This window comes from Amycolatopsis sp. NPDC043885, assembly GCF_056435685.1.
The window spans coordinates 112,400-134,358 of record NZ_JBWKEA010000007.1 but is presented as its reverse complement, the minus strand read 5'-3'; the positions used below and the strand labels follow the sequence as shown (position 1 = coordinate 134,358).

The window sequence follows — 21,959 nt, the reverse complement described above, 5'->3', positions numbered from 1 at the left end:
AACAGCGGAACGGGCGGTGAAGGTGCCGAAGCAGGTGGATCACGCCACGCGACGAGCGGAGATCGCCGAGGCGCTGACGCGGCTGACGGCCACGCGAGGCCTCGAAGGAGTCAGCCTCCGGCACGTCGCCGCCGAAGCGGGCATGTCGATGGGTTTGGTGCAGCATTACTTCAAGACCAAGGACGAGATGCTGCTGTTCGCCGTCGAACGCCGCTCACAGGTCTACGAAGAGCGCATCAAGGCCCAGCTGGAAGCCGGCGAACTGCCGTCGGCACCGAAGGCCATCATCCGCGCGATCATGACGGAGATCCTGCCGCTCGACGAGCGCGGGCGCGGCGACTGGCTGATGGGCGTCGCGTTCTTCATCCGCGCGATCTCCGATCCGTCGTTCGCGGCCGCGTTCACCGACGGCGTCCCGCAGCTGTTCGAACTGTTCGCCGTCCTGATCCGCCAGGGCCAGGAGGCGGGCGATGTCGACAAGTCGGCCGACCCGATGCACGAATCCGCGATCCTCTGGGCACTCGCCGATTCGCAGGGCACCAACATCGTGATGAACCACCGCACGCCCGAGGAGGCGCTGTCCACTGTGGACTACTACCTCGACCGGCTGTTCGGTCAGGCCGAGAGCTGACCGTCGTGGTTCTTGCGCGCGTCGAGCACTTCGCCCATGTGGACACGAGCCCACTGGTCGAGCATCTCGAGCGGTTCGGCGAGGTTGCGGCCGAGCGCGGTCAGCTCGTACTCGACGTGCGGAGGAATCTCCGGGTACGCGGTGCGCGTCAGGATGCCGTCGCGGACGAGGCTGCGCAGCGTCTGAGTGAGGACCTTCTGCGAGATGCCGCGCACGCGTTTGCCGATCTCGGTGAACCGGAGCGGACCGTCGCCGAGCACGCCGACGATCAGCACGGTCCACTGATCGCCGATGCGGTCGAGCAGCGCGCGGGTGGGGCAGTCGGGGTCGTACGGGTTTCCGAGCACGTGACCTCCTCACTCTCCTGAGGAGAGTAACACGCCTAGCGAGAGGGAGTGGGCCGCATCAGCGCCTCGAACAGCAGGATCAGATGACGGCGGCCACGCTCCCAGCGCGCCTCCAGCTCGGTCCGGTCGCGGGTCGCCCAGCTGGCGATGAGGATGCCGCGGACGACGTCCATCGCCGTGTACACCGCGTGCAGGAACTCCGGATGCGCCGAATGGTCCGGCAGCAGCGCCTTGCCGAACTCGACCAGGCTGCTCGTCGCGATCGGCTCGACCACCGCCATCTGGGCGCGCAGTTCCGCGTCGGTCCGCGACGCCACCCACAGCTCAACCGTCGCCGAGAAGACCGGCCCCTGGTGCATCTCCCACAGCAGTTGCAACGCGTCCCCGACCGGATCCGCCGAGGCCTTGAGCCGGTCGATCTCCGCCATCGCGACCTCGGTGCGCTTGGCCGCGAGATGCCGGATCGCGGAGGTGACGAGGTCGGTCTTGGTCGGGAAATGGTGCACCTGCGCGCCGCGGGTCACCCCGGCGCGATCCGCGACGCGGGTGGTCGTGGTGCCCGCGTAGCCGTATTCGACGAGACAGTCGATCGTGGCGTCGAGCAGCCTGACGCGCATCGCGGCGCTGCGTTCCTCCTGGGTGCGTCGTGGGGCTGCCATGCGCCTACTTTATGGTGCGCCACGCGAGGCGCGCGCCACGAGGCTCTCGACCATACGCCCGATGAAGTGGCCGAGGAACCGGCGATAGAACCAGCCGGTGCCCGGGATCTTGGCGGTGAACGTGGAATGCCAGTGGATCGCGGTGCCCTTCCGCTCGGGAGTGAGGTCCACGTAGGCGCGGTAGTCGCGCAGCGGGAGCCCGTTCTTCAGGGCGTAGCCGAAACGCTTGCCGGGTTCGAGCGCGATGACCTCTTCGCAGCTGTGGACGCCGTTGGTGCTGAAGACGCCGACGGCACCGAGGCCGTTCTCGTCCCCCTTCTGGAGCAGGCGGAACGCGCCCATGGGTGACCAGTCGGGCCAACGCTCGCGGTCTTCGAGGAGGGCGTAGACGGCTTCGGGGCTCGCGCTCGTGTGACCGTGGACGGAAATGCGCTGGATCTTCGCCATCCGTGCTCCTTCTCTCTCGCATTCAGAGGACTAAATGCGCCCGGCGACCGGCACCGAGAGCGAAGTCGCGCCCAGCTCGAAGGTCACCCGGGCACCGAGCGCGGGCAGCGCCGGGTCGAACATGTCCCCGTCGGTCCCGCCCAGGACGAGGGCCAGCCGGTGCCCCGCCGGGACGACGTGGTCGAGGCTGCTCAGCCGGAAGGTCATCGTGTACGCCTTGCCGGGCACGAGCGGTTCGCCCCGCCACAGTGAGCGGTGGTGGCCGAGGTCCGCCCAGCCGGTCGCCACGATCCGTTTGTCCACAGTGGTCAGATCCGCGACGGTGTCGAGGAAGCAGCCGGTGTCCGCGGCGGTGCCCGCGCCCCAGCAGGAGCGGGTGGTCAGGTTCTTCGTACCGAGCGCGGGGAATTTCGTGTTCCGCGCGGTCGCGGGGCCGTAGTCGACCAGCACCGCGCCGATCCGTGCGGCGGGTTTGTCCGAGCGGGCGGTGACCGTGACGGTGGCCGTCCCGGCGACGCGGGTATCCGCCCGCACTGGCTCACCTGCGAAAACGACCCGATCCGGACTCGGCTCCGACGGGTTCTCCACCCACTGCGACGCTCCGCGCGCCGGATCGTCGGTCACCGCGGCGGAACCTGACGAAGGCCGGTTCCCCAGCCCACCCGACACCGTGGGCCACAGGGTGCGTGACCGCGAGTCCGGGGGCCAGCGGCGTTCGTCGGTCCAGCGGTCCGGGGTGTGCTCGATCCGGATCGCGGGCTCGGTCTCGACACCGTTGCGGACGCCGAGCAGCCAGCGGTCGAACCAGCGGTGCAGCGTCCGCACGAACCGTGACCGGTCGAGGTCGAACGGGTCGACGTGCGCCGCCTGGTGCAGCCACGCCTTGCGCGGCACGCCGTGCGCGTTCAGCGCCTCCCACCAGGGTCCGAACTGGATGGGGTTCACGTTGAGGTCGTGGAAGCCCATCGACGCGAAAACGCTCGCACGCACCTTGCCGGTCTTCGCCACGTAGTCGAGCTCGCGCCAGTAGTCGTTGAAGTTCCCGTCCGTCCCCGCGCGGCGCGCGTTGTCCTCTTCGAACGGACGGCACAGCTTCCCGGCACGCTCGTTGTAGAAACCGGGGCCGCCCGCCCAGCCGAAATAGGCGCCGTGCGAGTTGTGGACCTCGTAGTACGAGCTGACCCCGGCGATCGGCACGATGGTCTTCAGGCCTTCGATCCCGGACGCGGCCATCCCGATCGCGGTCGCCCCGTCCTGCGACTTCCCGATCGCGCCGACCGCCCCGTTCGCCCACTCCGCCCGCACGCGCTCGGGGCCGAACGGCGTGCGGAAAGCCTGAGCGCGCCCGTTGAGCCAGTTCACGACGCCGTTGCCGGACGCGACGTCGTCGAAGCACCCGGACGAGCGATTGGTGCCCCCGACGTCGACCAGCACGACCGCGTATCCGCGAGGGACGAAGTAGTTGTCGTAGAAGAGCGGGAACTGCGACGGCGTGCCGTCGGGGAGGTACGTCTTCGGCTGACGCTCGTTGCCGCGCCCGACCTTCTCGTAGTACGGGCTCACGTCCATGATCACCGGAACGCGCTGACCGCGCGCGGCCGGTTCCGCCGGGCGGATGATGTCGGCGGCGACCCGGTCGGTCCGCCCGTCGCGGTCGAGGTCCTGGCCGGTCTCGACCCAGGCGGTCTCCCGGATGGCCTTCTCGTAGGAGAACACCGGCTCGCTGACGCCGTCACGCAGGACGAACACGGGTGACGCGACGGCGGGTGCGGCGGTGAGCAGCAGTGTCGCCACGACGGTGGCGGTCAAGGTCTTGAGCCCCATCGTCCGAGTATCGCTTACGAAACCCGAACATTTCCCCCACATTCCTCGTATCCGGCCGCGCGACGCTCTTCGCATGCTGAAACACACCATCGCCGTCTGCCTGACCGCGGCCGGCCTCGTCGCTCTCGCTCCCGCGGCCTCGGCCCAGGCACCGATCACCCTGAGCCCCGAAGAGTCCCAGCAGTTGTGCGCCGAATGGCTGCCGAAACTCACCCAGCGCACCACCAAACTCACCGAACGCATCAACGGTGGCCCCGAGATCCGCGGTTCGGTGGCGAATCTCAAGGCCAGGGCCGAGGGCCAGCGCAAGAAGGGGCACAACGACGCCGCCGACAAGCTTCAGAAGCGCGCCGACAAGCGCAACGGCAGGCTGCCCGAGCTCACCGCGGCGAAGCAGAAGCTCGACGCGTTCGCGGGCGCGCACTGCAAGGCGGGCAAGTGAAACGTCTCCTGGCCGCCGGTTTGACCGCGCTCGCGCTCTTCGGCGCGGTCGCGTGCACCGACGACGAACCCGCTTCGAGCCCGGCGCCGGGTGAGCTGAGCGACGTCCAGCACACGCTCGACTCGATCGAGCAGGACATGGCGGGCGACCCCGCCCCGTGACAGGATCGGCCGGTGACGACACAACCGGGACGCGGGCTGGTGCTGGTCGTCGAGGACGACCCCGCGATCGCCGAACTCGCTTCGCTGTACTTGCGGCGGGACGGGTTCGGCGTGCACGTGGAGGCGGACGGCGGCGCGGCGCTGGCCACGATCCGGCGGCTGCGCCCGGTCGCGATCGTGCTCGACATCGGACTGTCCGGAATGGACGGTATCGAGATCTGCCGGACGCTGCGCGCGGACGGCGACTGGACGCCGGTGCTGTTCGTGACCGCGCGCGACGACGAGCTGGACCGCTTGCTGGGCCTGGAGATCGGCGCCGACGACTACCTGACGAAACCGTTCAGCCCGCGTGAGCTCTCGGCAAGGGTCCGGACCGTCCTGCGCCGCGCCGCCGGAGCGCCTTCGCGCGCCGAGACCTACACGGCGGGCGGCGTGCGCGTCGACGTCACCCAGCGTCGTGCCTGGGCCGCCGATACCGAGATCACGCTGACGTCGACCGAGTTCGATCTGCTCACCCATCTGGTGCGACGGCCCGGTCAGGTGTTCAGCCGCGAGCAGTTGCTCAGTTCCGTCTGGGGCTACGCCGCGTCGGCGGGCACGCGGACCGTCGACGTCCACATCGCCCAGCTGCGCGGGAAACTGGGCGAGCACAGTCCGATCAGGACGGTCCGTGGGATCGGTTACGCGGCGGACACCGGATGAACCGGACTTCGCTCGCGCTGCGGATCACCGTGGTGTGCCTCGCGGTCGCCGCGGTCGCGGTGGTGGTCGCCGGACTGGTCGCGGCCCGGCTCATCCGCACCACGGGCAGCGACGTGCTCCGGCAGTCGCTTTCCGCGCAGGCCGACGTGGTCGCGAGCCAGCTCGACGAGACCGGGATCGGCAACCGGCTCCGTGTCGGAAAGGCCGCGGAAGTGGTTCGGGGACAAGGGATCGACGTCGTCGTCCGCCGTCCGAACGGGACGGTCGACGGTGACGGGACGGTGGCGGCGATCGCCGCCACCAAAACGGGGTTCACCCGCTCGGGCACAGTGGTCGTCGAAGGCAGGCAGTACCTCGTCGAAGTCCGCGCGGTTGGCGCGAGAGGTGCCGCGTTCGCCCTGGTCCAGTCGACGGAGATCGGCGAAGCGCGCGGCAGGACGTTGGTGCGCAACACCGTGCTCGCACTCGGCGCCGGGCTGGCGGTCGCCGCGATCGCCGGGCTGCTGCTGAGCCGGATGCTGTCGCGGCCGCTGCGCCGGGCCGCGTCGGTGGCGAACGGGATGCGGGCCGGGCGCCGTGACCTGCGTGTTCCGGTGGAAGGGCCGTCCGAGGTCGCGGACGTGGCGAAATCGGTCAACGAACTGGCCGACGCCCTGCAGTACAGCGAGGCTCGGCAGCGCGAGTTCCTGCTTTCGGTGTCGCACGAACTGCGGACACCGCTGACCGCCGTCACCGGGTTCGCGGAGGCGATCGGTGACGGCGTGGCCGAAGGCGAGGACGCGCGGCGCGCCGGGAGGACCATCCATCGCGAGGCGGAACGGCTGGAACGACTGGTCAGCGACCTGCTGGAACTGGCACGGCTCGGCGCGGACGAGTTCCGCCTCGACCCGGCGCGCCTCGATCTCGCGGCGCTGCTCGACGAATGCGCGGACGTCTGGCGGCTGCGGTGCGCGCGGCAGGACGTCACGCTGCTGGTCGAGCGGCCGCCCGGCGAGGTCCCGGTCGTCGCCGATCCGCGGCGGCTCCGCCAGGTCGTCGACGGGCTGGCCGAGAACGCCCTGCGCGTGACCCCGGCGGGCGCGCCGATCATGTTCTCCCTGGTGGCGGCCGGCGGGCAGGCCCGGCTGGCGGTGCGGGACGGCGGGCCCGGTCTGGCGCCGGAGGACTACCCGGTCGCGTTCGAGCGCGGGGTGCTGAACCAGCGCTACCGCGACCGCCGCCCGGTCGGTTCGGGTATCGGGCTCGCGCTGGCGCACGGGCTGATCACCCGCATGGGCGGGACGCTGACGGCGGGCCCGGCGCCCGAAGGCGGCGCCGCGTTCACCGTGGCTCTGCGGTTAGGGTGAGCACGTGGAGATGTTGCACCTGCGGTATTTCGTGGCCGTCGCCGAGGAACTGAACTTCTCCCAGGCGGCCCGAAGACTGCATATGGCCGCCTCCCCGCTGAGCCAGCGCATCAAGGATCTCGAACACGAACTGGGTCACCGGCTGTTCGACCGCAGCACGCATCACGTCACGCTCACCGCGGCGGGCTCCGCGCTGCTGCCGATCGCGCGGGACGTCCTCGAACAGGTCAACGCGATCCCTTGGCGGTTGAAGGAAGCGGTGAAACCCCAGCGCAGCACCGTGTTCATCGGCATCCCCGCCGGCGTGCACCCGGCTCTGCGGGAACGGGTCAAACGCCTCGAAGAACGCTGCCGCGACCGCTTCGAACTCAAGCGCTGGCCGGGCACGACACCCGATCTGGTCGCCGCGGTGCACGAGGGCAAACTGGCGTTGTCGCTGGTCCGGATGCCGGTCGTCGATCCCGCGCTGGAGATCGTCCCGGTGCAGGTGGAGCGGCTCGGCGCCGTCGTCCCGGCGGACCGGTTCGCCGGACGGGAGACCGTCACCATCGCCGAATTGAGCGATCTGTCCTATATCCCGTCCGCATCGGAAAGCATTCCGGCCTATTCGGACGATATGGACCACACCCTGTCGAAGGCGGGCATCAGGAAAAGGCTCAAAGTCGGCGGAACCGAATATTCGGGCATTTCCGAGCTGGTCGCGAACGGTTCGTCGTTCTCGATCACGATGCTGGATCCGGCCAGCCCGATGCATCTGTTCCTTGTCGACGGCGCCACCATCCTCCCCTTCTCGGATTTCCGGCCCCAGCTGGAGACCGCACTGGTCTGGCGGCGCGACCGCGCCGAGGAGGGCGACCTCGCCGGACTGGTCGAAGCGGTCCGCGAGATCTTCGCCGAACAGCTTTCGACCTGAGGCGGCAAAGGTCCAGGTCCGACTCGGGGCTCGTGAGTGGTAAGGACGGTTCTAACCGTCCTTACCACTCACGAGCCGCAAAGAATGGTATGACCACCGCGGTCATACCATTCTTCGTTTCTTGATCATTCCCTTTACCGCTATTCGCGCCTAACTTCGGTTGTAGAGCGAACAACGGCGAAGGGAAGCAAAATGACTCAGACCGCCACCGGCCCACTGGACGGCGTTCGCGTGATCGACCTCTCGACGGTGGTCATGGGGCCGTACGCCGCGCAGATCCTCGGCGACCTCGGCGCCGACGTGATCAAGATCGAGTCCCCCGCCGACACCGTGCGGGTGGGCAGGTTCCGCACGACACCGGGGATGACGCCGCTCAACCTGAACGTGAACCGCAACAAGCGCAGCGTCGCCCTCAACCTCAAGGACGAAGAGGAGCGAGAGCAGGCGCTCAACCTGATCGACACCGCAGACGTGCTGATCACCAATATGCGTCCCGGCGCGCTGAGCAGGCTCGGCATGAATTACGCAGACCTCGCCGCGCGCAATCACGGCCTGATCTACGCCCACGCGCAAGGGTTCCGCGGCGATTCCGACCGCGCGGGGCACGCCGCCTACGACGAGACCGTGCAGGCGTCGTCCGGGCTGGTCGACGTCGCGAACCGCGCACTGGGCAAGCCGGTCTACCTGCCGACGATCATCGGCGACAAGGTCTCCTCCCTGACCATCGCCTACACCGTGCTCGCCGCGCTGGTGCACCGTGACCGGACCGGCGAGGGCCAGCGGGTCGAGATCCCGATGACCGACACGCTGATCGCGTTCAACCTGGTCGAGCACCTCGCCGGGCACGTCTTCGAGCCCGCGGAGGGCCCGACCGGCTTCAGCCCGTCGCTGAATCCGGGCCACCAGGCGGTGCACACCAAGGACGGCATGGCCTGCGTGATCCCGTACAACCCGCGGAACTTCCGTGACTTCTTCCACGCCGCCGGACGGCCGGAACTGGCCGAGGACCCACGGGTCAACGGCGACGCGATCGACGGCGCCGACCACGAGGCGCTGGCCGCGATGATCGCCGAATGCGCCCCGGCGCTGACCACCGAGGAGTGGACCGAGGTCTGCGCGAAGCACAGCATCCCGATGGCCCCCGTCCTCGAACTCGACAAGGCGCAGGACGACGAATACGTCCGCGACGGCCACCTGCTCGACGTCGTCGAGCACCCGAGCGAGGGCTCGATCCGCACCATCGGCATCCCGGTGAAGTTCTCCGCGACCCCCGGCTCCGTCCGGCGGCTGGCTCCCCTGCCGGGGCAGGACACCGAAGAAGTCCTGCGCGAACTCGCCACCACTCGCTGAGGAAGAAACCATGAGCACCGAAGTACGTACGGAACGGGTCGGCGGCACGCTGCTGATCACGATCGACCGGCCCTCGGCCCGCAACGCGGTGAACGCCGCCGTCGCCGCCGGTCTGGCCGAGGCACTCGACCTGCTGGAGTCCGATCCCGCGCTGCGGGCCGGAGTCCTGACCGGCGCGGACGGTTCGTTCAGCGCCGGGATGGACCTCAAGGCGGCGCTGAAAGGTGAATCGCCCGAGGTCCCCGGCCGCGGGTTCGGCGGGCTGACCGAGGCCGAACTGTCGAAGCCCCTGATCGCGGCCGTCGAAGGGTGGGCCATGGGCGGCGGCTTCGAACTGGCGCTGGGCTGCGACCTGATCGTCGCCGCCGAAGACGCGAAGTTCGGGATGCCCGAGGTGAAACGCGGGCTGATCGCCGCCGGTGGCGGCGTGATCCGGCTGCCGAAGCGGATCCCGCACCACCTGGCGATGGAGTTCCTGCTCACCGGCGAGCCGATCGGCGCCGCACGCGCCGGAAGCCTCGGTCTGGTGAACCGGGTCGTCCCGAGCGGCGAGGCCGCCGCCGTCGCTCTGCAACTCGCGGAACAGATCGCCGCCAACGCTCCCCTGGCGCTGGCCCTGGTCAAGAAGATCGTCCGCGCCGCCGACGGAGTTCCCGACGCGCAAGCGTTTGCCACCCAGCGTGCGGACCTCCCGGCGCTGATGAAGTCGGCCGACGTCCGCGAGGGCATGCGGGCCTTCGCCGAGCGCCGCGCTCCACAGTGGACAGGTGAGTGAGATGAAACAGCAAGAAGTCCTCCGGCACGTGACCACGCCGCTCACGAATCCGGCGTACGCGCCGGTGGTACCCCGGTTCACGAACCGTGAGTACCTGAACATCGTCTACCGCACCGACGCCGACGCCCTGCGCGCCGTCGTGCCGGAGCCGCTGGAGATCGACGAGCCGCTGGTGCGGTTCGAGGTGATGAAGATGGGCGACGTCAGCGGTTACGGGCCCTACACCGAGTCCGGGCAGGCGATCCCGGTGAGCTTCGAGGGCGAGCGTGGCGAGTACCTGCACGCGATGTACCTCGACAACTTCCCGGCCACCGCGTCCGGCCGCGAGATCAGCGCCTACCCGAAGACCATCGGCTCGCCGAGGCTGTTCGCCGAGAACGGCGCGCTAGTCGGGACGCTCGACTACGGCAGCCAGCGCGTCGCGACCGCGACCATGGGTTACAAGCACCACCGGCTGGACGTCCGCGAGGCCGAAACGCAGATCACCGTGCCGACGTTCATGCTCAAGACCATCCCGGACTACGACGGATCGCCCCGGGTCTTCGAGCTGGTCCGCACCGAGATCACCGACGTGGCGGTCAAGGAAGCGTGGACCGGGCCGGCGCGGCTGCAGCTGTTCCAGCACGTGCTGGCCCCGCTCGCCGATCTCCCGGTGCTGGAGGTCGTTTCGGCGAGCCACATCCTCACCGACCTGACACTCGCCCCGGTCAAGCCGGTCTTCGACTACTTGAAGGGAGCACGGTCATGACTTTTCGGAACGCCGCGGTGATCGGCGCGGGCACCATCGGCCTTTCGTGGACGGCGTTGTTCGCCGCGCACGGCATGGAGGTCCGGGTCTCGGACCCGCGACCGGATCTCGCCGACGCCGTCGCCGGCGCGCTGGAGGCGTTCGCCCCGCATCTCGGCCGGACCGTCGCGGATCTCTCCCCTCGCGTCCACCTCGCAGCGGACGTCTCCGAAGCGGTCCGGAACGCGGATGTCGTGCAGGAGAACGGGCCCGAGAACGTCGAGTTCAAGAAGGAACTGTTCGCGACCCTGGTCCGCGAAGCGCCGTCGCACGCGCTGTTGCTCAGCTCGTCGTCCGCGATCCCCTCGACGGCGTTCGCGGCTGAGCTGGACGACGCGTCGCGAGTCCTCATCGGACACCCGTTCAACCCGCCGCACCTGATCCCGCTGGTCGAGGTCGTCCCCGGCGAGCGCACGAGCGCGGAGTCGGTCGGGCGGGCCGTGGGGTTCTACCGGTTCGTCGGCCGTACGCCGGTGGTGGAACGCAAGGAGATCCCCGGCTTCGTCGGCAACCGGCTGCAGAACGCGCTGAGCCGCGAAGCGATCTACCTGGTGGAACAGGACGTCGTGTCACCGTCCGAACTGGACGCGGTGATGACGAACTCGCTCGGCATCCGCTGGTCCACGGTCGGGCCGTTCCTCGGCTCGCATCTGGGCGGCGGCCCCGGCGGGTACCGGCACATGGCCGAGCACATCGGCGAGTCGATGAAGAAGATGTGGGCGGGCCTCGGCACGCCCTCGCAGACCCCCGAAGAACAGGAACGGCTCATCGAAGCCGTGGAATCCGCTTACGGCTCCTCCACGTACTCGGAACTCGCCGAGGCGCGCGACCGCAAGCAGCTCGCGGTGCTGTCCGCTTTGGACAGTGCCGACAAGGAGGAGAACTGACATGACCGCCGACTTCTACGCCTACGAGGACCTGCTGCCCGAGGAGGAGCGCAAGCTGCTGCTCAAGACGCGTGACTTCATGCGCGCCGAGGTCAAGCCGCTCGTGAACGATCACTGGGCCAAGGGCGAGTTCCCGCACGAACTCGTCGGCAAGTTCCGTGAACTCGGCGTCGCCGGACTGCCCTATGAGGGCTATGGCGAGCACCTTCCGGCCACCAGCCACCTGCTCAGCGGCATGATGGCGATGGAGATGACCCGCACGGACCCGTCGGTGGCCACCTTCTTCGGTGTCCACAACGGACTGGCGATGTACAGCATCCATTCGGGCGGTGACCAGGAACAGTGCGACCGCTGGCTCCCGTCGATGGCCGCGATGGACAAGATCGGCGCCTTCGCGATGACCGAGCCGCTCGGCGGTTCCGACGTCGCGGGCGGCATGCGGACGACGGCGCGCCGCGAGGGCGACACCTGGATCCTCAACGGCGCCAAGAAGTGGATCGGCAACGCGACCTTCGCGGACCTCGTCATCGTGTGGGCCCGCGACGAGGAGGACAACCACGTCAAGGGTTTCGTGGTCGAGAAGGACTCGCCCGGGTTCGTGCCGGTCAAGATCGAGAACAAGTTCGCGTTCCGGATCGTCGAAAACGCCGAGATCACGCTGACCGACGTCCGGGTGCCGGAGGCCAACCGGCTGCAGGGCATCGACTCGTTCCGCGACGTCGCCGAGATCCTGCGCGCGACCCGCGGCGGCGTGGCCTGGCAGGCGCTGGGCGTGATGATCGGCGCCTACGAACTGGCGCTGGACTACGCCAAGGAACGCCAGCAGTTCGGCCGTCCGATCGCGCGGTTCCAACTGGTGCAGGACCTGCTGGTGAAGAGCCTCGGCAACATCACCGCGTCGTGGGGCATGCTGGTGCAACTGGCGAGGCTGCAGGACGCCGGGATCTTCAAGGACGAACACTCGTCACTCGCGAAGGCCTTTGTGACCTCGCGGATGCGGGAAGTCGTCGCCTGGGGCCGCGAGATCTTCGGCGGCAACGGGATCGTGCTGGACAACAACATCATGCGGTTCTTCACCGACGCCGAGGCGATCTACTCGTTCGAAGGCACGCGGGAGATGAACACGCTGATCGTCGGAAAGGCGATCACCGGCCAGAGCGCTTTCGTATGACCTGAGGGCCAAGTCCGTGAAGGCCTCCTTCACTACCTTGAGGGTAGGGAAGGAGGCCTTCACGGACTTGCGTCTAGCGGTACTTGTCGCCGCAAGTCCTTTGGCTGCCGGAGGAGAAGCCGTCACGGAAGGCGGCGACCCTGGCGAAGCCTGCCGGGAGTGTCCGGCCCCGGACGTCCGCGGCGATCAGGCTGTTCCGCGTCAGCATCTCGGCGATGGCCTCGTCGAGGTCGCCCGGTGACAACGTGAGCGCCCCGCCGTCCACGATGGTCGACGCCCAGAAGCCGGTGAGGCAGGCCGTGCGTTGCGCGGCCACCGGACCGTCGAGCCGGAACCCGCCCTCCTGCTGGACCGCAAGCGTGTAGCGCGACGCGACCTCCGCGAACGCGGCGAAGTCACCGATGCCGCCCTGCCGCCCCCGGCGCGGCGGGGTGCCGATGCGGACGAGCCCGTCGAGGTCGAGGTTGATCTGGTTGGACTCCGAGCAGTACGACGCGAGCGCGTCCTCCGCCGTCACACCGCAGGCCGCTCCGGTGGTGAGCGTCGGCGGGGTGGCCGCGAGCCGGAAAGCCTGCCGCAGACTGGTGGTGAGGTCGGCGAGTGCCTGACGATCGTCGAGGCGGACGTTCTCCCCGGCCGAACCGAATCCGCCTTGTGTGCTCCGGCCTTCGATTTCCCGCTCGTCGATCTCGGCGCACCGGGCGGGCCCGTCGGTGAAGCCGAACTGGAACGCGGAAACCCGATCGAACGCGTTGCCGTGCGCGCCGTCGTCGTCGAAAGCCACCCCGGCGGAGTCACGGATCTGGAACAGTGCTGTGAGCACCTCATTGAGCCCGCGGCCGGTGGAAACCTGGAACATCGGCGACCTGCCCTCGGCGACCCAGCGAAAGTACGCCCCGGTGTAGCAGTCGGCCTGCTGCTCCTTGACGATCGACGGGCTCGCGGCGGGCAGACCCAGCCGGAACTGGACGGCGTGGCCGATCTCGTGGGCGAGTACGGCCATGACCGCCGCCGGGCCGATGGAGTCGTTGAGTGTCGGCAGCAACTCCCCGCGATCCCACGCGACGACGTCTTGCCCCGAGCAGTAGAAGGCGTTCACCAGCCCGGCCGTCGAGGCCCCGCAGATCTCACGCCCGCGACCCGCCGAATCGTAGGAGACGAGAGTGGCCAGCGGCCGGAACGCGCGATCGAAGGTCGCGGGCAGATACTCGCGCCAGTACCGCTGGACGTCGGCCACGGCGTTGGCCGCGAGCCTGTCGATCTCCCCGCCGTCACCACCGTCGACCGGGAGACCGGCGTCGAGCACGCCGGGTTTGAGACCACTGGGGCCGTCGGTGATCTCGAGCCCGGCGACCCGGGTGGGATCCACCGGTTGCGCCACCCCGCCCACGGTCGCGGCACAACCGGCGAGGCAGAGGGAGAGAGCCACCAGAATCGTCCAGCCCGGCCGACGCTTCATCACACCATCCCCGTTTCGGCGACTTCCCCGACGCCAGTGACACGGACGGCGGCGCGGCGCGGTTCAAAAGAATCTTGGGGCCGGTTTCCGTGGTGGCCGCCTCGTGCCCCGTCTTCGCAATTAGCCGGCTACTTGCTCCCGGCCTGCTCGCTCCCGGCGGAACATGTGCGTCGTCCCGCGCAATTAGGCGACTAATTGCTTTAGGGTAGTCGCGGTTTCGCGGCCGAATCACTCTTCAGTGTTGTTCGCGCGTTTCGCTTGTTGCTTAAAATTGCGAACGCTTGTTCGATTGTTTTGCGGTAGTGTTGAGGGGTGTCCGAGGCTTTCCTTCCCGAGTTGCCACAGGAGTTGTAGCGTGCCGGCGAACTGGAGCTTGCGCATGGCGTGCAGCGGTCCTGGCGGAGATCGAGTCTCGGCGCGTCAAGGACTTGTACGGGTATGGCCGTACGGCCAACTGGTTCGCCGATATCGCGGGGTTGTCGGTCGGTGAAGCCCGTTCGGTGGTGAACCGGGCCATCGCGCTTAATCCCACGCGTGCGTTGGACGGCACCGAGGTTCCTGCTGCGGCACCGGCTACTGCCGTTGTCGCCGCCGAAGGCTTGGTCGGGGATGAGCGGATCGATCAGATCCTGGAGATCGTGAAGAACCTCCCCGCCGACACCTCCGCAGAGGATCGGGCGAGTGCGGAGAAGATTCTCGCCACCCTCGCCCGCGACGCCGGTCCCCGCCAGTTGGCGGACGCTGAAGCGAACCTGCTCGGCTTGCTGGACCCGGACGGCAACGAGCCGAAGGATCCCGAACCCAAGGAGCCGCGCCGGGAAGCCACCCTGGAGCGCCGCAAGGACGGGTTCTGGAAACTCACCGGTATCCTGGACGACGAGACCGGTGCCCGCACCGCGGCCGCGTTGGAGGCGTATGCCCAGCCACGGCCGGTGGACGAGTTCGGCCAAGCGGATCCGCGGATGAAATGCGAACGCCTGGGAGACGCCTGGGCCGACATCCTCGACCTGGCCATCGCCTGCCCCGACCAGCCCGGCACCAGCGGCTACCGCACCCTCGTCAATGTCACCATCGGACTCGACGAACTCAAAACCGGCCTCGGGACCGCGTGCCTGGACTTCGCCGGCACGATGACCGCCCGCGAAGCCCGGCTGGCAGCCTGCGATTGCCTGATGTTGCCCGTGGTGATGAGCGCTGCCGGAGAACCCCTCGATGTGGGACGGCTACGACGCTTCGTCACGCCAGGCCAACGACGTGCGTTGAACATCCGCGACCGGGGCTGCGCCTTCCCCGGATGTCATCGGAAACCCAAGCACTGCCACGCCCATCACATTCACCATTGGGCAGACGGTGGACCCACCGATCCCCGGAATCTGGTGCTGCTGTGCGGGTTCCACCACCGGCTGATCCACCACGGCGACTGGCAAGCCCGCATGACAGCCGACAGGCTACCGGAATTCATCCCGCCCCAATACCGAGATCCGCTCCGACAACCCCGCCGCAACACCCTGCACCACCGCTGAACCCCGAGGAGCCCGCCAGCCACACCGGCGACGGGCCCCTCGGCATGTCCAAAGTTCAGACAAGCCCTCCGGCGGCGAGCTGAGCACCCAGACCATCACCGTCGACGGCCGGGCGCACCTGGTGGCCGAGGGCGGCATCGGATCACTCTTGGTCTACAGCACGATCTGCGAGCAATTCGCGGCGCTACATCCCGCCCGCGGCCCAGCGGAACCGATCGAAGCGATGACCGGCACCCGTGCGCTCCGGTATCCCGGGCCCTCGCGTCTCACGAGCAACCGGCGGCGAGATCGTGCCTGACACCCAGGTCAAGTTGGGCCTCGCGATCGTCGACGGCCGGACGAAACTGGCCGAAAGCTGACCGCTCAGTTCACGCAGCCCGCCATCGCGGGCGGTGTGGAAGACGAAGGCGGCGCTGCAACGGAAGAGGTGGCCGCGACCGGTTTGATCCCGATCCCGCCGGTCGGCTCCCCCACCGCGGCGACGCTCGTCGAGTTCAGCGCGGCCTTCACGAACGCCTGCACCTCGGCCGGATCCACCTTCACCGCGTCGCCGTCCGACGGCGTCGGCAGGGAGAGACTCTGGACCGGGATCGTCTGGAACTTCAGCGCCCCGGAACTCATCCCCCGCAACTGCTGCGCGAAGCTGAGCACGTCCCAGCCGCGGTCGAGCACGACCGAACCCTGCACCGCGCCGACCAGATCGCTCAGCTTGGTGGGATCGGTGAACGTCCCGGCATCCAGGACGGTCTTGGCCATGCTCGAAAGGAACGCCTGCTGCCGCGCGATGCGGTCGAGGTCGCTGGGCAGCCCGTGCCGCTGCCGCACGAAAGCGAGCGCCTGCGGCCCGGAAAGCAGCTGTTTGCCCGCCGGGAACGACGCCCCGGAGAACTTGTCCTGCACCGCTTCGTTGAGGCAGACCTCGACCCCGCCGACGGCTTCGCTCAGCGCGGAGAACCCGGCGAGGTTGACCGCCGCGTAGTGGTTGATCGACAGCCCGGTGAACTGCTCGATCGTCCGGATCGTGAGTTTGGCGCCCGCCTCGTTGGCCTTGACCTCGAGCTGCGCACCGGAGAGCCCCTGCGCGCGCAGAAAGTTCATCGCGGCGTTCTTGCCGCGACTGTACGCCGAATTGATCTTGTGCTTGCCGAGCCCGCCCGCGATGTCCACATAGGAATCGCGCGGGATCGAGATGGCCGTCGCGCCCGCTCCGCCCGCCGGGATGTGGACCACGATCATGGTGTCGGTGGTGTCACCGCCGTCGTCGCTGTCCCCGGCGTGCAGCGCGTCGAGGACGTTCTGCGGCAACGGGTTCCCGTTCGTGTCGGTGCGGGAGTCGATTCCGACGAGCAGGATGTTCTGCGCCACCTTCAGCGGTTCACCCGCCGGCCCTTCGGGCACCTGGGCGGACGGCGCGATGACGTCGGCCGTGACGATCGCTTGGTCCAAACGGCTCAACTGGGTCCACGCGAAACCCGTGACACCCAGTACGGCCGTCGACACCAGGCCCAGTGCGACGCGGCCGCCGATCCGCCGTCCTCGCGACGTGAGCAGCACGACTTCTCCCCGCTTCCGTGAATGATCCCCCGTGATCGAGGATCACCGCGTTAGCTGGGAATTACCTGAGAAACGTGTCATAACCGGGTCTTAAAGCCCGTTCGGACCAGCCGGAGTGATCAAGCAGACAACCGGCCGCGACACCGAGTGCCGGACCGACCGCGCAGCGCTCCCCTACCGGGGCATCCGGCGCCAGATCGCGCGTGGCACCACGCGCATCACCGAGAACACCAGCCTCAGAAGTCCCGGCACCCACACGGTTCCCCGGCGCTTCCGGAGCGCGGCGACCGTCGCGTCGGCGACCTGGTCCGGGGTGCTGGAGAACGGGGCGGGCGACATTCCCTCGGTCATCCGCCCGATCACGAACCCCGGCCGGACGAGAAGGAGGTGCACGCCGGTGCCGTGCAGGGCGTCGGCCAGGCCGCTCGCGAAACCGTCGAGACCCGCTTTCGCCGAACCGTAGACGTAGTTCGCCCGCCGGACCCGCACCCCGGCGACCGACGAGAAGACCACCAGGCTTCCGTTTCCTTGCTCACGAAGCACCTTGGCCACATGCGTCAGCACACTCACATGAGCCACATAGTCCGTGTGCACGATCGCGACGGCGTGAGCGGCGTCCGCTTCGGCGCGCGCCTGGTCGCCGAGGATCCCGAAAGCGGTGACGACGACGTCGAGCGGCCCGTGCTCCGAGACGACCTTCTCCAGGAACGGGCCGTGTCCGGCTAGGTCGTCGGCGTCGAACTCGACGGCTTCGACGGTTTCCGCCCCCGCGGCAAGCAGTCGCCGGGACTCCGCGCTGAGGTCCGCGCTCCGACGCGCGGCCAGCACGATCCGGCGCGCCCCGCCCTTGGCGAGCCGTTCCGCGACCGCGAGGCCGATCTCGCTGCGTCCGCCCAGTACCAGCACCGTTCCGCTCACCCGCCGCAGTCTGCCAGGCGGCCCGCCGCCGTCCGCCAGTGGCACGCTTCACAGACTGCAATTTTGCAGTATCTGCATCTTCGGGCGTATCGTGGTGCTCATGCCCGAACCCGTCAAAGGTCTCCGCGAGCGCAAGCGGCTGGAAACCCACCGCGCGCTGGCGACCACCGCCGTCCGGCTCGTCGCCGAACGCGGCCTGGACCAGGTGACGGTCGAGGACATCAGCGCGGCGGCGGGGGTTTCACCGCGCACCTTCTTCAACTACTTCGCGTCCAAAGAGGACGCTGTCGTCATCGCGCACGCCGACACCGCCGAGCGGACCCAGCGCACCATCGACAAATTCCTTGCCACACCGAAGGAAGTCAGCACTCCACGCGCCTTTGCCGACGCGTTGAAGGAAGACTTCGCCCAGGTCGACGAGAACCGCGAAGAGTGGCTCGGCCGCATGAAGGCCATTCAGGAGAACGCCACCCTGCATTCGCGCGCGGTGGCCATGAACCACGACACCATCGCGCCGCTGATCGAGGCGATCGCGCGCCGTACCGGCGCCGATCCCAAGGCCGATCTGTACCCGGCGCTGCTGCTGTCCACGCTCGGCGGCGCGGTGAACGCCGTGCTCATGCTCTGGTACCAGCACGACGGCCGGGTGTCCGCGCTCGACCTGCTGGACGACGCCGTCGAAACGCTTCTCGCCGGGCTCCCGGAGCCCGGCGGCCGCGCGCGCTGACGCGCACGGCACCACAGAACACGAAGGGGGACGACCATGTCCGTATCCATGACCGAACCACGGGAACCGGAGGCCCCGGCGGGCTCGATGGACCGCAAACAGGTCCTCGAAGCGATGTCGGGGCTGATGATGGGCATGTTCGTCGCCATCCTCGCCTCGACGGTGGTCGCGAACGCGTTGCCGCGGATCGTCTCCGAACTCGGCGGCTCGCAGGCCTCCTACACCTGGGTGGTCACCACCGAGCTGCTCGCGATGACCGCGACGGTTCCGCTCTGGGGCAAGCTTTCCGACCTGTACAACAAGAAACTGCTGATCCAGCTCTCACTCGGCCTGTTCGTGATCGGTTCGCTGGTCGCCGGGTTCGCGGGCAACATCGAGCTCCTGATCGGCAGCCGGGTCGCGCAGGGCATCGGCGCGGGCGGGCTCACCGCGCTCGCGCAGGTGATCATGGCCGCCATCGTCTCCCCGCGGGAACTCGGGAAGTACTCGGGCATCTTCGGTGCCGTGTTCGCCGTCGGGACCATCGCGGGCCCGCTGATCGGCGGCGTCATGGTGGACACCTCGTGGCTGGGCTGGCGCTGGTGCTTCTTCCTCGGCGTCCCGTTCGCGATCGCGGCGATCCTGCTGCTGCAGCGCACCCTGAACCTGCCCACGATCAAACGTGACGTGAAGGTCGACTACCTCGGCGCGTTCCTGATCATGGCCGGTGTCTCGACGCTGCTGGTCTGGTCGTCGCTGGCCGGGCACCAGTTCGCGTGGGGCTCCTGGTGGACGGTCGGCCTGGTGACCGCCGGCGTGGTCATCCTCGCCCTCGCCGTCTACGTCGAGTCGAAGGTGGCGGAGCCGATCCTGCCGCTGGGCCTCTTCCGCAATCACACGGTGGCCCTGACCACCCTGGCGAGCTTCCTCGTCGGTGTCGCGATGTTCGGCGGCACGGTGTTCCTGTCGCAGTACTTCCAGCTCTCGCTCGGCAAGTCGCCGACGGTGGCCGGACTGCTGAGCCTGCCGATGATCTTCGGCATCCTCGTGTCCTCCACGGTCTCCGGCCAGCTGATCAGCCGGACCGGCAAGTGGAAGAGCCACCTGCTGCTCGGCGCGGCGCTGATGACCGCGGGCCTGGGCTTGCTGGGCACCATCGACGCGAAGACGAACCTCGTCGTCCTCGGCGCGTACATGGTGCTGCTGGGCGTGGGCGTCGGCATGCTGATGCAGAACCTGGTCCTGGTTTCCCAGAACGACGTCGACGCGCACGACCTCGGCACGGCGACCTCCACGCTGTCGTTCTTCCGCAGCCTCGGCGGCTCCATCGGGGTGAGCGCGCTGGGCGCCGTGCTCGCGAACCGGGTCCTCGCGCTGATGAGCGAGAAGCTCGGGCCGCTGCCCGGCGGTGGCGACGGCGGCGCGGTGCCGAACATCGCCACGCTGCCCGAACCGGTCGCGAACGTCGTCCGCGAGGCCTACGGGGAGGCGACCAGCGAACTGTTCCTGATCAGCGCGCCGATCGCGCTGCTGGTCGTCGTCGCCGTCGCCTTCCTCAAGCACAAGCCGCTCAAGACACAGTCGGGCAACGAGCGGCTGGCCGAGGAGACCGCTGCCGCCTGACCATCATTGACAGAGGGGCCCGGTTCACGGAACCGGGCCCCTCTTTTTTCGCGCGCACGAAGAACACGACGGAAATTCGATAACGCGATCAAACGCTTTCAGGCGGCAGAGCCGACGCGAATCACCTGGCGCCGCTCACTGCCGGTCAGCCCGCCGAAAATTCCATGGGCCAGCCCGTTTTCCACGGCGCAGGCCAGGCAGGCCGAGATGACCGGGCACCGTGCGCAGACGGCCTTCGCCCTGGCCGCCTGCCGTGCGCCGGGACCGGTTTCGGTGACCGGGAAGAACAGTTCGGGATCCTCACCGCGGCAAGCGGCCTCACTCAGGTCACCCGCCATCCTCATTTCCATTTTCCTATCACCTCCTTTTTCCCGATTTTCCCTTCCTCGTCAAACGACTTCTCCCTCGACGCCGGGTATCCGGCCGGGCGCACCACGCAAACATCACCTTGACCGAATCGTTACACTCAGCGGCCCGCTCACTGCACCTGATCTGTGAGGGCATTCGCGTCAGGCGGCGGAGAGCGGTGAGTGCGGGTGATGGGCCACGAAGGGTTCGACGAGTTCTTCCACGCCGAATTTCCGCTGCTCACCGGCTTTCTGTGCAAGGCGGGCTTCGCGTTGGCCCCCGCGCGGGACGCGGCGGCGGAGGCGATGCTCAACGCCTACGAGGGCTGGCCGGGCATCATCCAGCCGAAGGCCTGGGTCCGCCGGGTCGGGCATCGGCGGGCGAAGGAACAGACAGCGGCCCGGGCCGACTGGGCCTTCGACGACGCCGGCCGGGAGGACAAACTCACCATCCTCGCCGACGAGGCGTCGTCCGTCCTGACGATGCTGGGGGAGCTGCCGAAACGTCAGCAACTCGGCATGGCATGGGCGCTGGACGGCTATTCGTCGCGAGAGATCGCCGGCGTGCTCGGCATCTCGGACGAGGCGGTCAGCGCGACCCTTCGCCACGCGCGTGACCGTCTGGCGGAGCACGACCCCGGCTTCGTCGACCGCCTGGACGGCGCCAACAGCGCCTTCATCGACGCGCTGAGGCTGGGCCTCGACGTCGACGACACCCTGTCCCGGATCAAGAACCGCGCGATGATCAGGGAACTCGCGCTGGTGGCGCCGGGCGCCCCGGCGGAGTCGGAACCCGAACAGGTGACGCCGTCGCGCTGGTACACCCTCGACGAACCCGTCGCGGCCGCCGGACGAGGTGACCAGCGGGCCCTGAACCAGCTGCTGACCACCATCCGCCCGCTCGTGATCCGGTACTGCCGGGCACGGATCGGCAGACAGGAACGGACTTTCGCCTCGGCCGACGACGTCGCGCAGGAGGTCTGCGTGGCGATCCTCCGCGCGCTGCCGACCTACCGCGAACGAGGGCGGCCGTTCCTCGCGTTCGTCTACGGCATCGCCCACCACAAGGTCGCCGACGCCCGCCGCTCCGCCGCCCGCAACCGCACCGAACCCGTCGCCGAAGTCCCCGACGGGGTCTCGGAATCCGCCGGCCCGGAACAGCACGCGCTGCACAACGAATTGAGCGACCGGATGGGCGAACTGCTGCGGATCCTGCCGGACAAACAGCGGGAGATCGTCGTGTTGCGGATCGTCGTCGGCCTGTCCGCGGAGGAGACCGCCGGCGTGGTCGGCTCAACCGCGGGGGCCGTGCGGGTGGCGCAGCACCGGGCCTTGACGCGATTGCGGAAGATCCTCACGGATGCCTGATTGGCAACTGAGCGCGGCG

Annotated in this window: 21 protein-coding genes and 2 pseudogenes; 15 read left to right on the top strand and 8 right to left on the bottom strand. The window is 68.6% G+C overall.

What is annotated here, in order from left to right:
• The first annotated feature begins 34 nt into the window (after window positions 1-34).
• Window positions 35-631 carry a TetR/AcrR family transcriptional regulator gene (locus AC069I_RS22000; RefSeq protein ID WP_478227352.1) on the top strand — a complete coding sequence of 199 codons (597 nt, stop codon included), beginning with the start codon at window positions 35-37 and terminating at the stop codon, window positions 629-631.
• Here the strand turns inward: AC069I_RS22000 and AC069I_RS21995 are convergent.
• Genes AC069I_RS21995 through AC069I_RS21980 form a run of 4 tightly spaced genes read right to left on the bottom strand, consistent with a single transcriptional unit; the run spans window position 616 to window position 3,908 of the window.
• The gene (locus tag AC069I_RS21995) at window positions 616-978 is read right to left on the bottom strand and encodes a winged helix-turn-helix transcriptional regulator (protein WP_340683997.1); all 363 of its coding nucleotides are present in this window, start codon (window positions 976-978) and stop codon (window positions 616-618) included. The two genes, AC069I_RS22000 and AC069I_RS21995, sit on opposite strands and share 16 nt — an antisense overlap.
• A gap of 35 nt (window positions 979-1,013) precedes the next feature.
• Window positions 1,014-1,595, bottom strand: a complete 582-nt coding sequence (locus AC069I_RS21990; RefSeq protein WP_478227477.1) for a TetR/AcrR family transcriptional regulator — start codon at window positions 1,593-1,595, stop codon at window positions 1,014-1,016.
• 51 nt (window positions 1,596-1,646) lie between these two features.
• Window positions 1,647-2,084 carry an SRPBCC family protein gene (locus AC069I_RS21985; RefSeq protein WP_478266300.1) on the bottom strand — a complete coding sequence of 146 codons (438 nt, stop codon included), beginning with the start codon at window positions 2,082-2,084 and terminating at the stop codon, window positions 1,647-1,649.
• A gap of 30 nt (window positions 2,085-2,114) precedes the next feature.
• Complete coding sequence (locus AC069I_RS21980; protein WP_478266299.1) at window positions 2,115-3,908, bottom strand: CocE/NonD family hydrolase; 1,794 nt, start codon at window positions 3,906-3,908, stop codon at window positions 2,115-2,117.
• A gap of 73 nt (window positions 3,909-3,981) precedes the next feature.
• Between AC069I_RS21980 and AC069I_RS21975 the strand changes: the two genes are divergently transcribed.
• From AC069I_RS21975 to AC069I_RS21930, 10 genes are all read left to right on the top strand, one after another.
• Window positions 3,982-4,350, top strand: a complete 369-nt coding sequence (locus tag AC069I_RS21975) for a hypothetical protein (RefSeq protein WP_478227355.1) — start codon at window positions 3,982-3,984, stop codon at window positions 4,348-4,350.
• A complete protein-coding gene (locus tag AC069I_RS21970; RefSeq protein ID WP_340684001.1) occupies window positions 4,347-4,511 on the top strand; it encodes a hypothetical protein in 165 nt (54 codons plus the stop codon). The genes AC069I_RS21975 and AC069I_RS21970 overlap by 4 nt, the downstream gene beginning before the upstream one ends.
• 12 nt (window positions 4,512-4,523) lie before the next feature.
• The gene (locus tag AC069I_RS21965; RefSeq protein WP_478227356.1) at window positions 4,524-5,213 is read left to right on the top strand and encodes a response regulator; all 690 of its coding nucleotides are present in this window, start codon (window positions 4,524-4,526) and stop codon (window positions 5,211-5,213) included.
• Window positions 5,210-6,559: a HAMP domain-containing sensor histidine kinase gene (locus AC069I_RS21960; RefSeq protein ID WP_478266298.1), complete on the top strand. Its 1,350-nt coding sequence runs from the start codon at window positions 5,210-5,212 to the stop codon at window positions 6,557-6,559. Before AC069I_RS21965 ends, AC069I_RS21960 begins: the two co-directional genes overlap by 4 nt.
• A gap of 4 nt (window positions 6,560-6,563) precedes the next feature.
• The gene (locus tag AC069I_RS21955; RefSeq protein WP_478266297.1) at window positions 6,564-7,472 is read left to right on the top strand and encodes a LysR family transcriptional regulator; all 909 of its coding nucleotides are present in this window, start codon (window positions 6,564-6,566) and stop codon (window positions 7,470-7,472) included.
• Between the two features lie 192 nt (window positions 7,473-7,664).
• Window positions 7,665-8,822, top strand: coding sequence for a CaiB/BaiF CoA transferase family protein (locus tag AC069I_RS21950; RefSeq protein ID WP_478266296.1), 1,158 nt, complete (start codon window positions 7,665-7,667; stop codon window positions 8,820-8,822).
• A gap of 10 nt (window positions 8,823-8,832) precedes the next feature.
• On the top strand, window positions 8,833-9,597 hold the full coding sequence (locus AC069I_RS21945; protein ID WP_478266295.1) for a crotonase/enoyl-CoA hydratase family protein: 765 nt from the start codon (window positions 8,833-8,835) through the stop codon (window positions 9,595-9,597).
• Window position 9,598: 1 nt separating this feature from the next.
• Window positions 9,599-10,345 carry an acetoacetate decarboxylase gene (locus tag AC069I_RS21940; RefSeq protein WP_478227361.1) on the top strand — a complete coding sequence of 249 codons (747 nt, stop codon included), beginning with the start codon at window positions 9,599-9,601 and terminating at the stop codon, window positions 10,343-10,345.
• Window positions 10,342-11,271 carry a 3-hydroxyacyl-CoA dehydrogenase NAD-binding domain-containing protein gene (locus AC069I_RS21935; RefSeq protein WP_478266294.1) on the top strand — a complete coding sequence of 310 codons (930 nt, stop codon included), beginning with the start codon at window positions 10,342-10,344 and terminating at the stop codon, window positions 11,269-11,271. Before AC069I_RS21940 ends, AC069I_RS21935 begins: the two co-directional genes overlap by 4 nt.
• 1 nt (window position 11,272) lies before the next feature.
• On the top strand, window positions 11,273-12,442 hold the full coding sequence (locus tag AC069I_RS21930) for an acyl-CoA dehydrogenase family protein (RefSeq protein ID WP_478266293.1): 1,170 nt from the start codon (window positions 11,273-11,275) through the stop codon (window positions 12,440-12,442).
• Window positions 12,443-12,515: 73 nt separating this feature from the next.
• Here AC069I_RS21930 and AC069I_RS21925 read toward each other — a convergent pair.
• Window positions 12,516-13,910 (bottom strand): annotated as a pseudogene (locus tag AC069I_RS21925) (neutral zinc metallopeptidase); the annotation flags it as partial.
• 357 nt (window positions 13,911-14,267) lie between these two features.
• Here AC069I_RS21925 and AC069I_RS21920 point away from each other — a divergent pair.
• A pseudogene (locus AC069I_RS21920) lies at window positions 14,268-15,424 on the top strand (HNH endonuclease signature motif containing protein).
• Window positions 15,425-15,787: 363 nt separating this feature from the next.
• Here the strand turns inward: AC069I_RS21920 and AC069I_RS21915 are convergent.
• Together AC069I_RS21915 and AC069I_RS21910 are read right to left on the bottom strand one after the other, a co-directional pair.
• On the bottom strand, window positions 15,788-16,978 hold the full coding sequence (locus AC069I_RS21915) for an LCP family protein (RefSeq protein ID WP_478266292.1): 1,191 nt from the start codon (window positions 16,976-16,978) through the stop codon (window positions 15,788-15,790).
• Window positions 16,979-17,152: 174 nt separating this feature from the next.
• Window positions 17,153-17,896 (bottom strand): SDR family NAD(P)-dependent oxidoreductase, encoded by a 744-nt coding sequence (locus tag AC069I_RS21910; protein WP_478266372.1) that lies wholly within the window; start codon window positions 17,894-17,896, stop codon window positions 17,153-17,155.
• Between the two features lie 100 nt (window positions 17,897-17,996).
• On the opposite strand from AC069I_RS21910, the gene AC069I_RS21905 reads away from it, so the two are divergent.
• Together AC069I_RS21905 and AC069I_RS21900 are read left to right on the top strand one after the other, a co-directional pair.
• On the top strand, window positions 17,997-18,623 hold the full coding sequence (locus AC069I_RS21905) for a TetR/AcrR family transcriptional regulator (protein WP_478266291.1): 627 nt from the start codon (window positions 17,997-17,999) through the stop codon (window positions 18,621-18,623).
• An 87-nt stretch (window positions 18,624-18,710) separates the two neighbouring features.
• The gene (locus tag AC069I_RS21900; RefSeq protein WP_478227479.1) at window positions 18,711-20,225 is read left to right on the top strand and encodes an MDR family MFS transporter; all 1,515 of its coding nucleotides are present in this window, start codon (window positions 18,711-18,713) and stop codon (window positions 20,223-20,225) included.
• 98 nt (window positions 20,226-20,323) lie between these two features.
• On the opposite strand, the gene AC069I_RS21895 is transcribed toward AC069I_RS21900, so the two are convergent.
• Window positions 20,324-20,575 carry a WhiB family transcriptional regulator gene (locus tag AC069I_RS21895; RefSeq protein WP_478227366.1) on the bottom strand — a complete coding sequence of 84 codons (252 nt, stop codon included), beginning with the start codon at window positions 20,573-20,575 and terminating at the stop codon, window positions 20,324-20,326.
• Window positions 20,576-20,764: 189 nt separating this feature from the next.
• Between AC069I_RS21895 and shbA the strand changes: the two genes are divergently transcribed.
• A complete protein-coding gene (shbA, locus tag AC069I_RS21890) occupies window positions 20,765-21,940 on the top strand; it encodes an RNA polymerase sigma factor ShbA (protein WP_478266371.1) in 1,176 nt (391 codons plus the stop codon).
• Window positions 21,941-21,959: the final 19 nt, after the last annotated feature.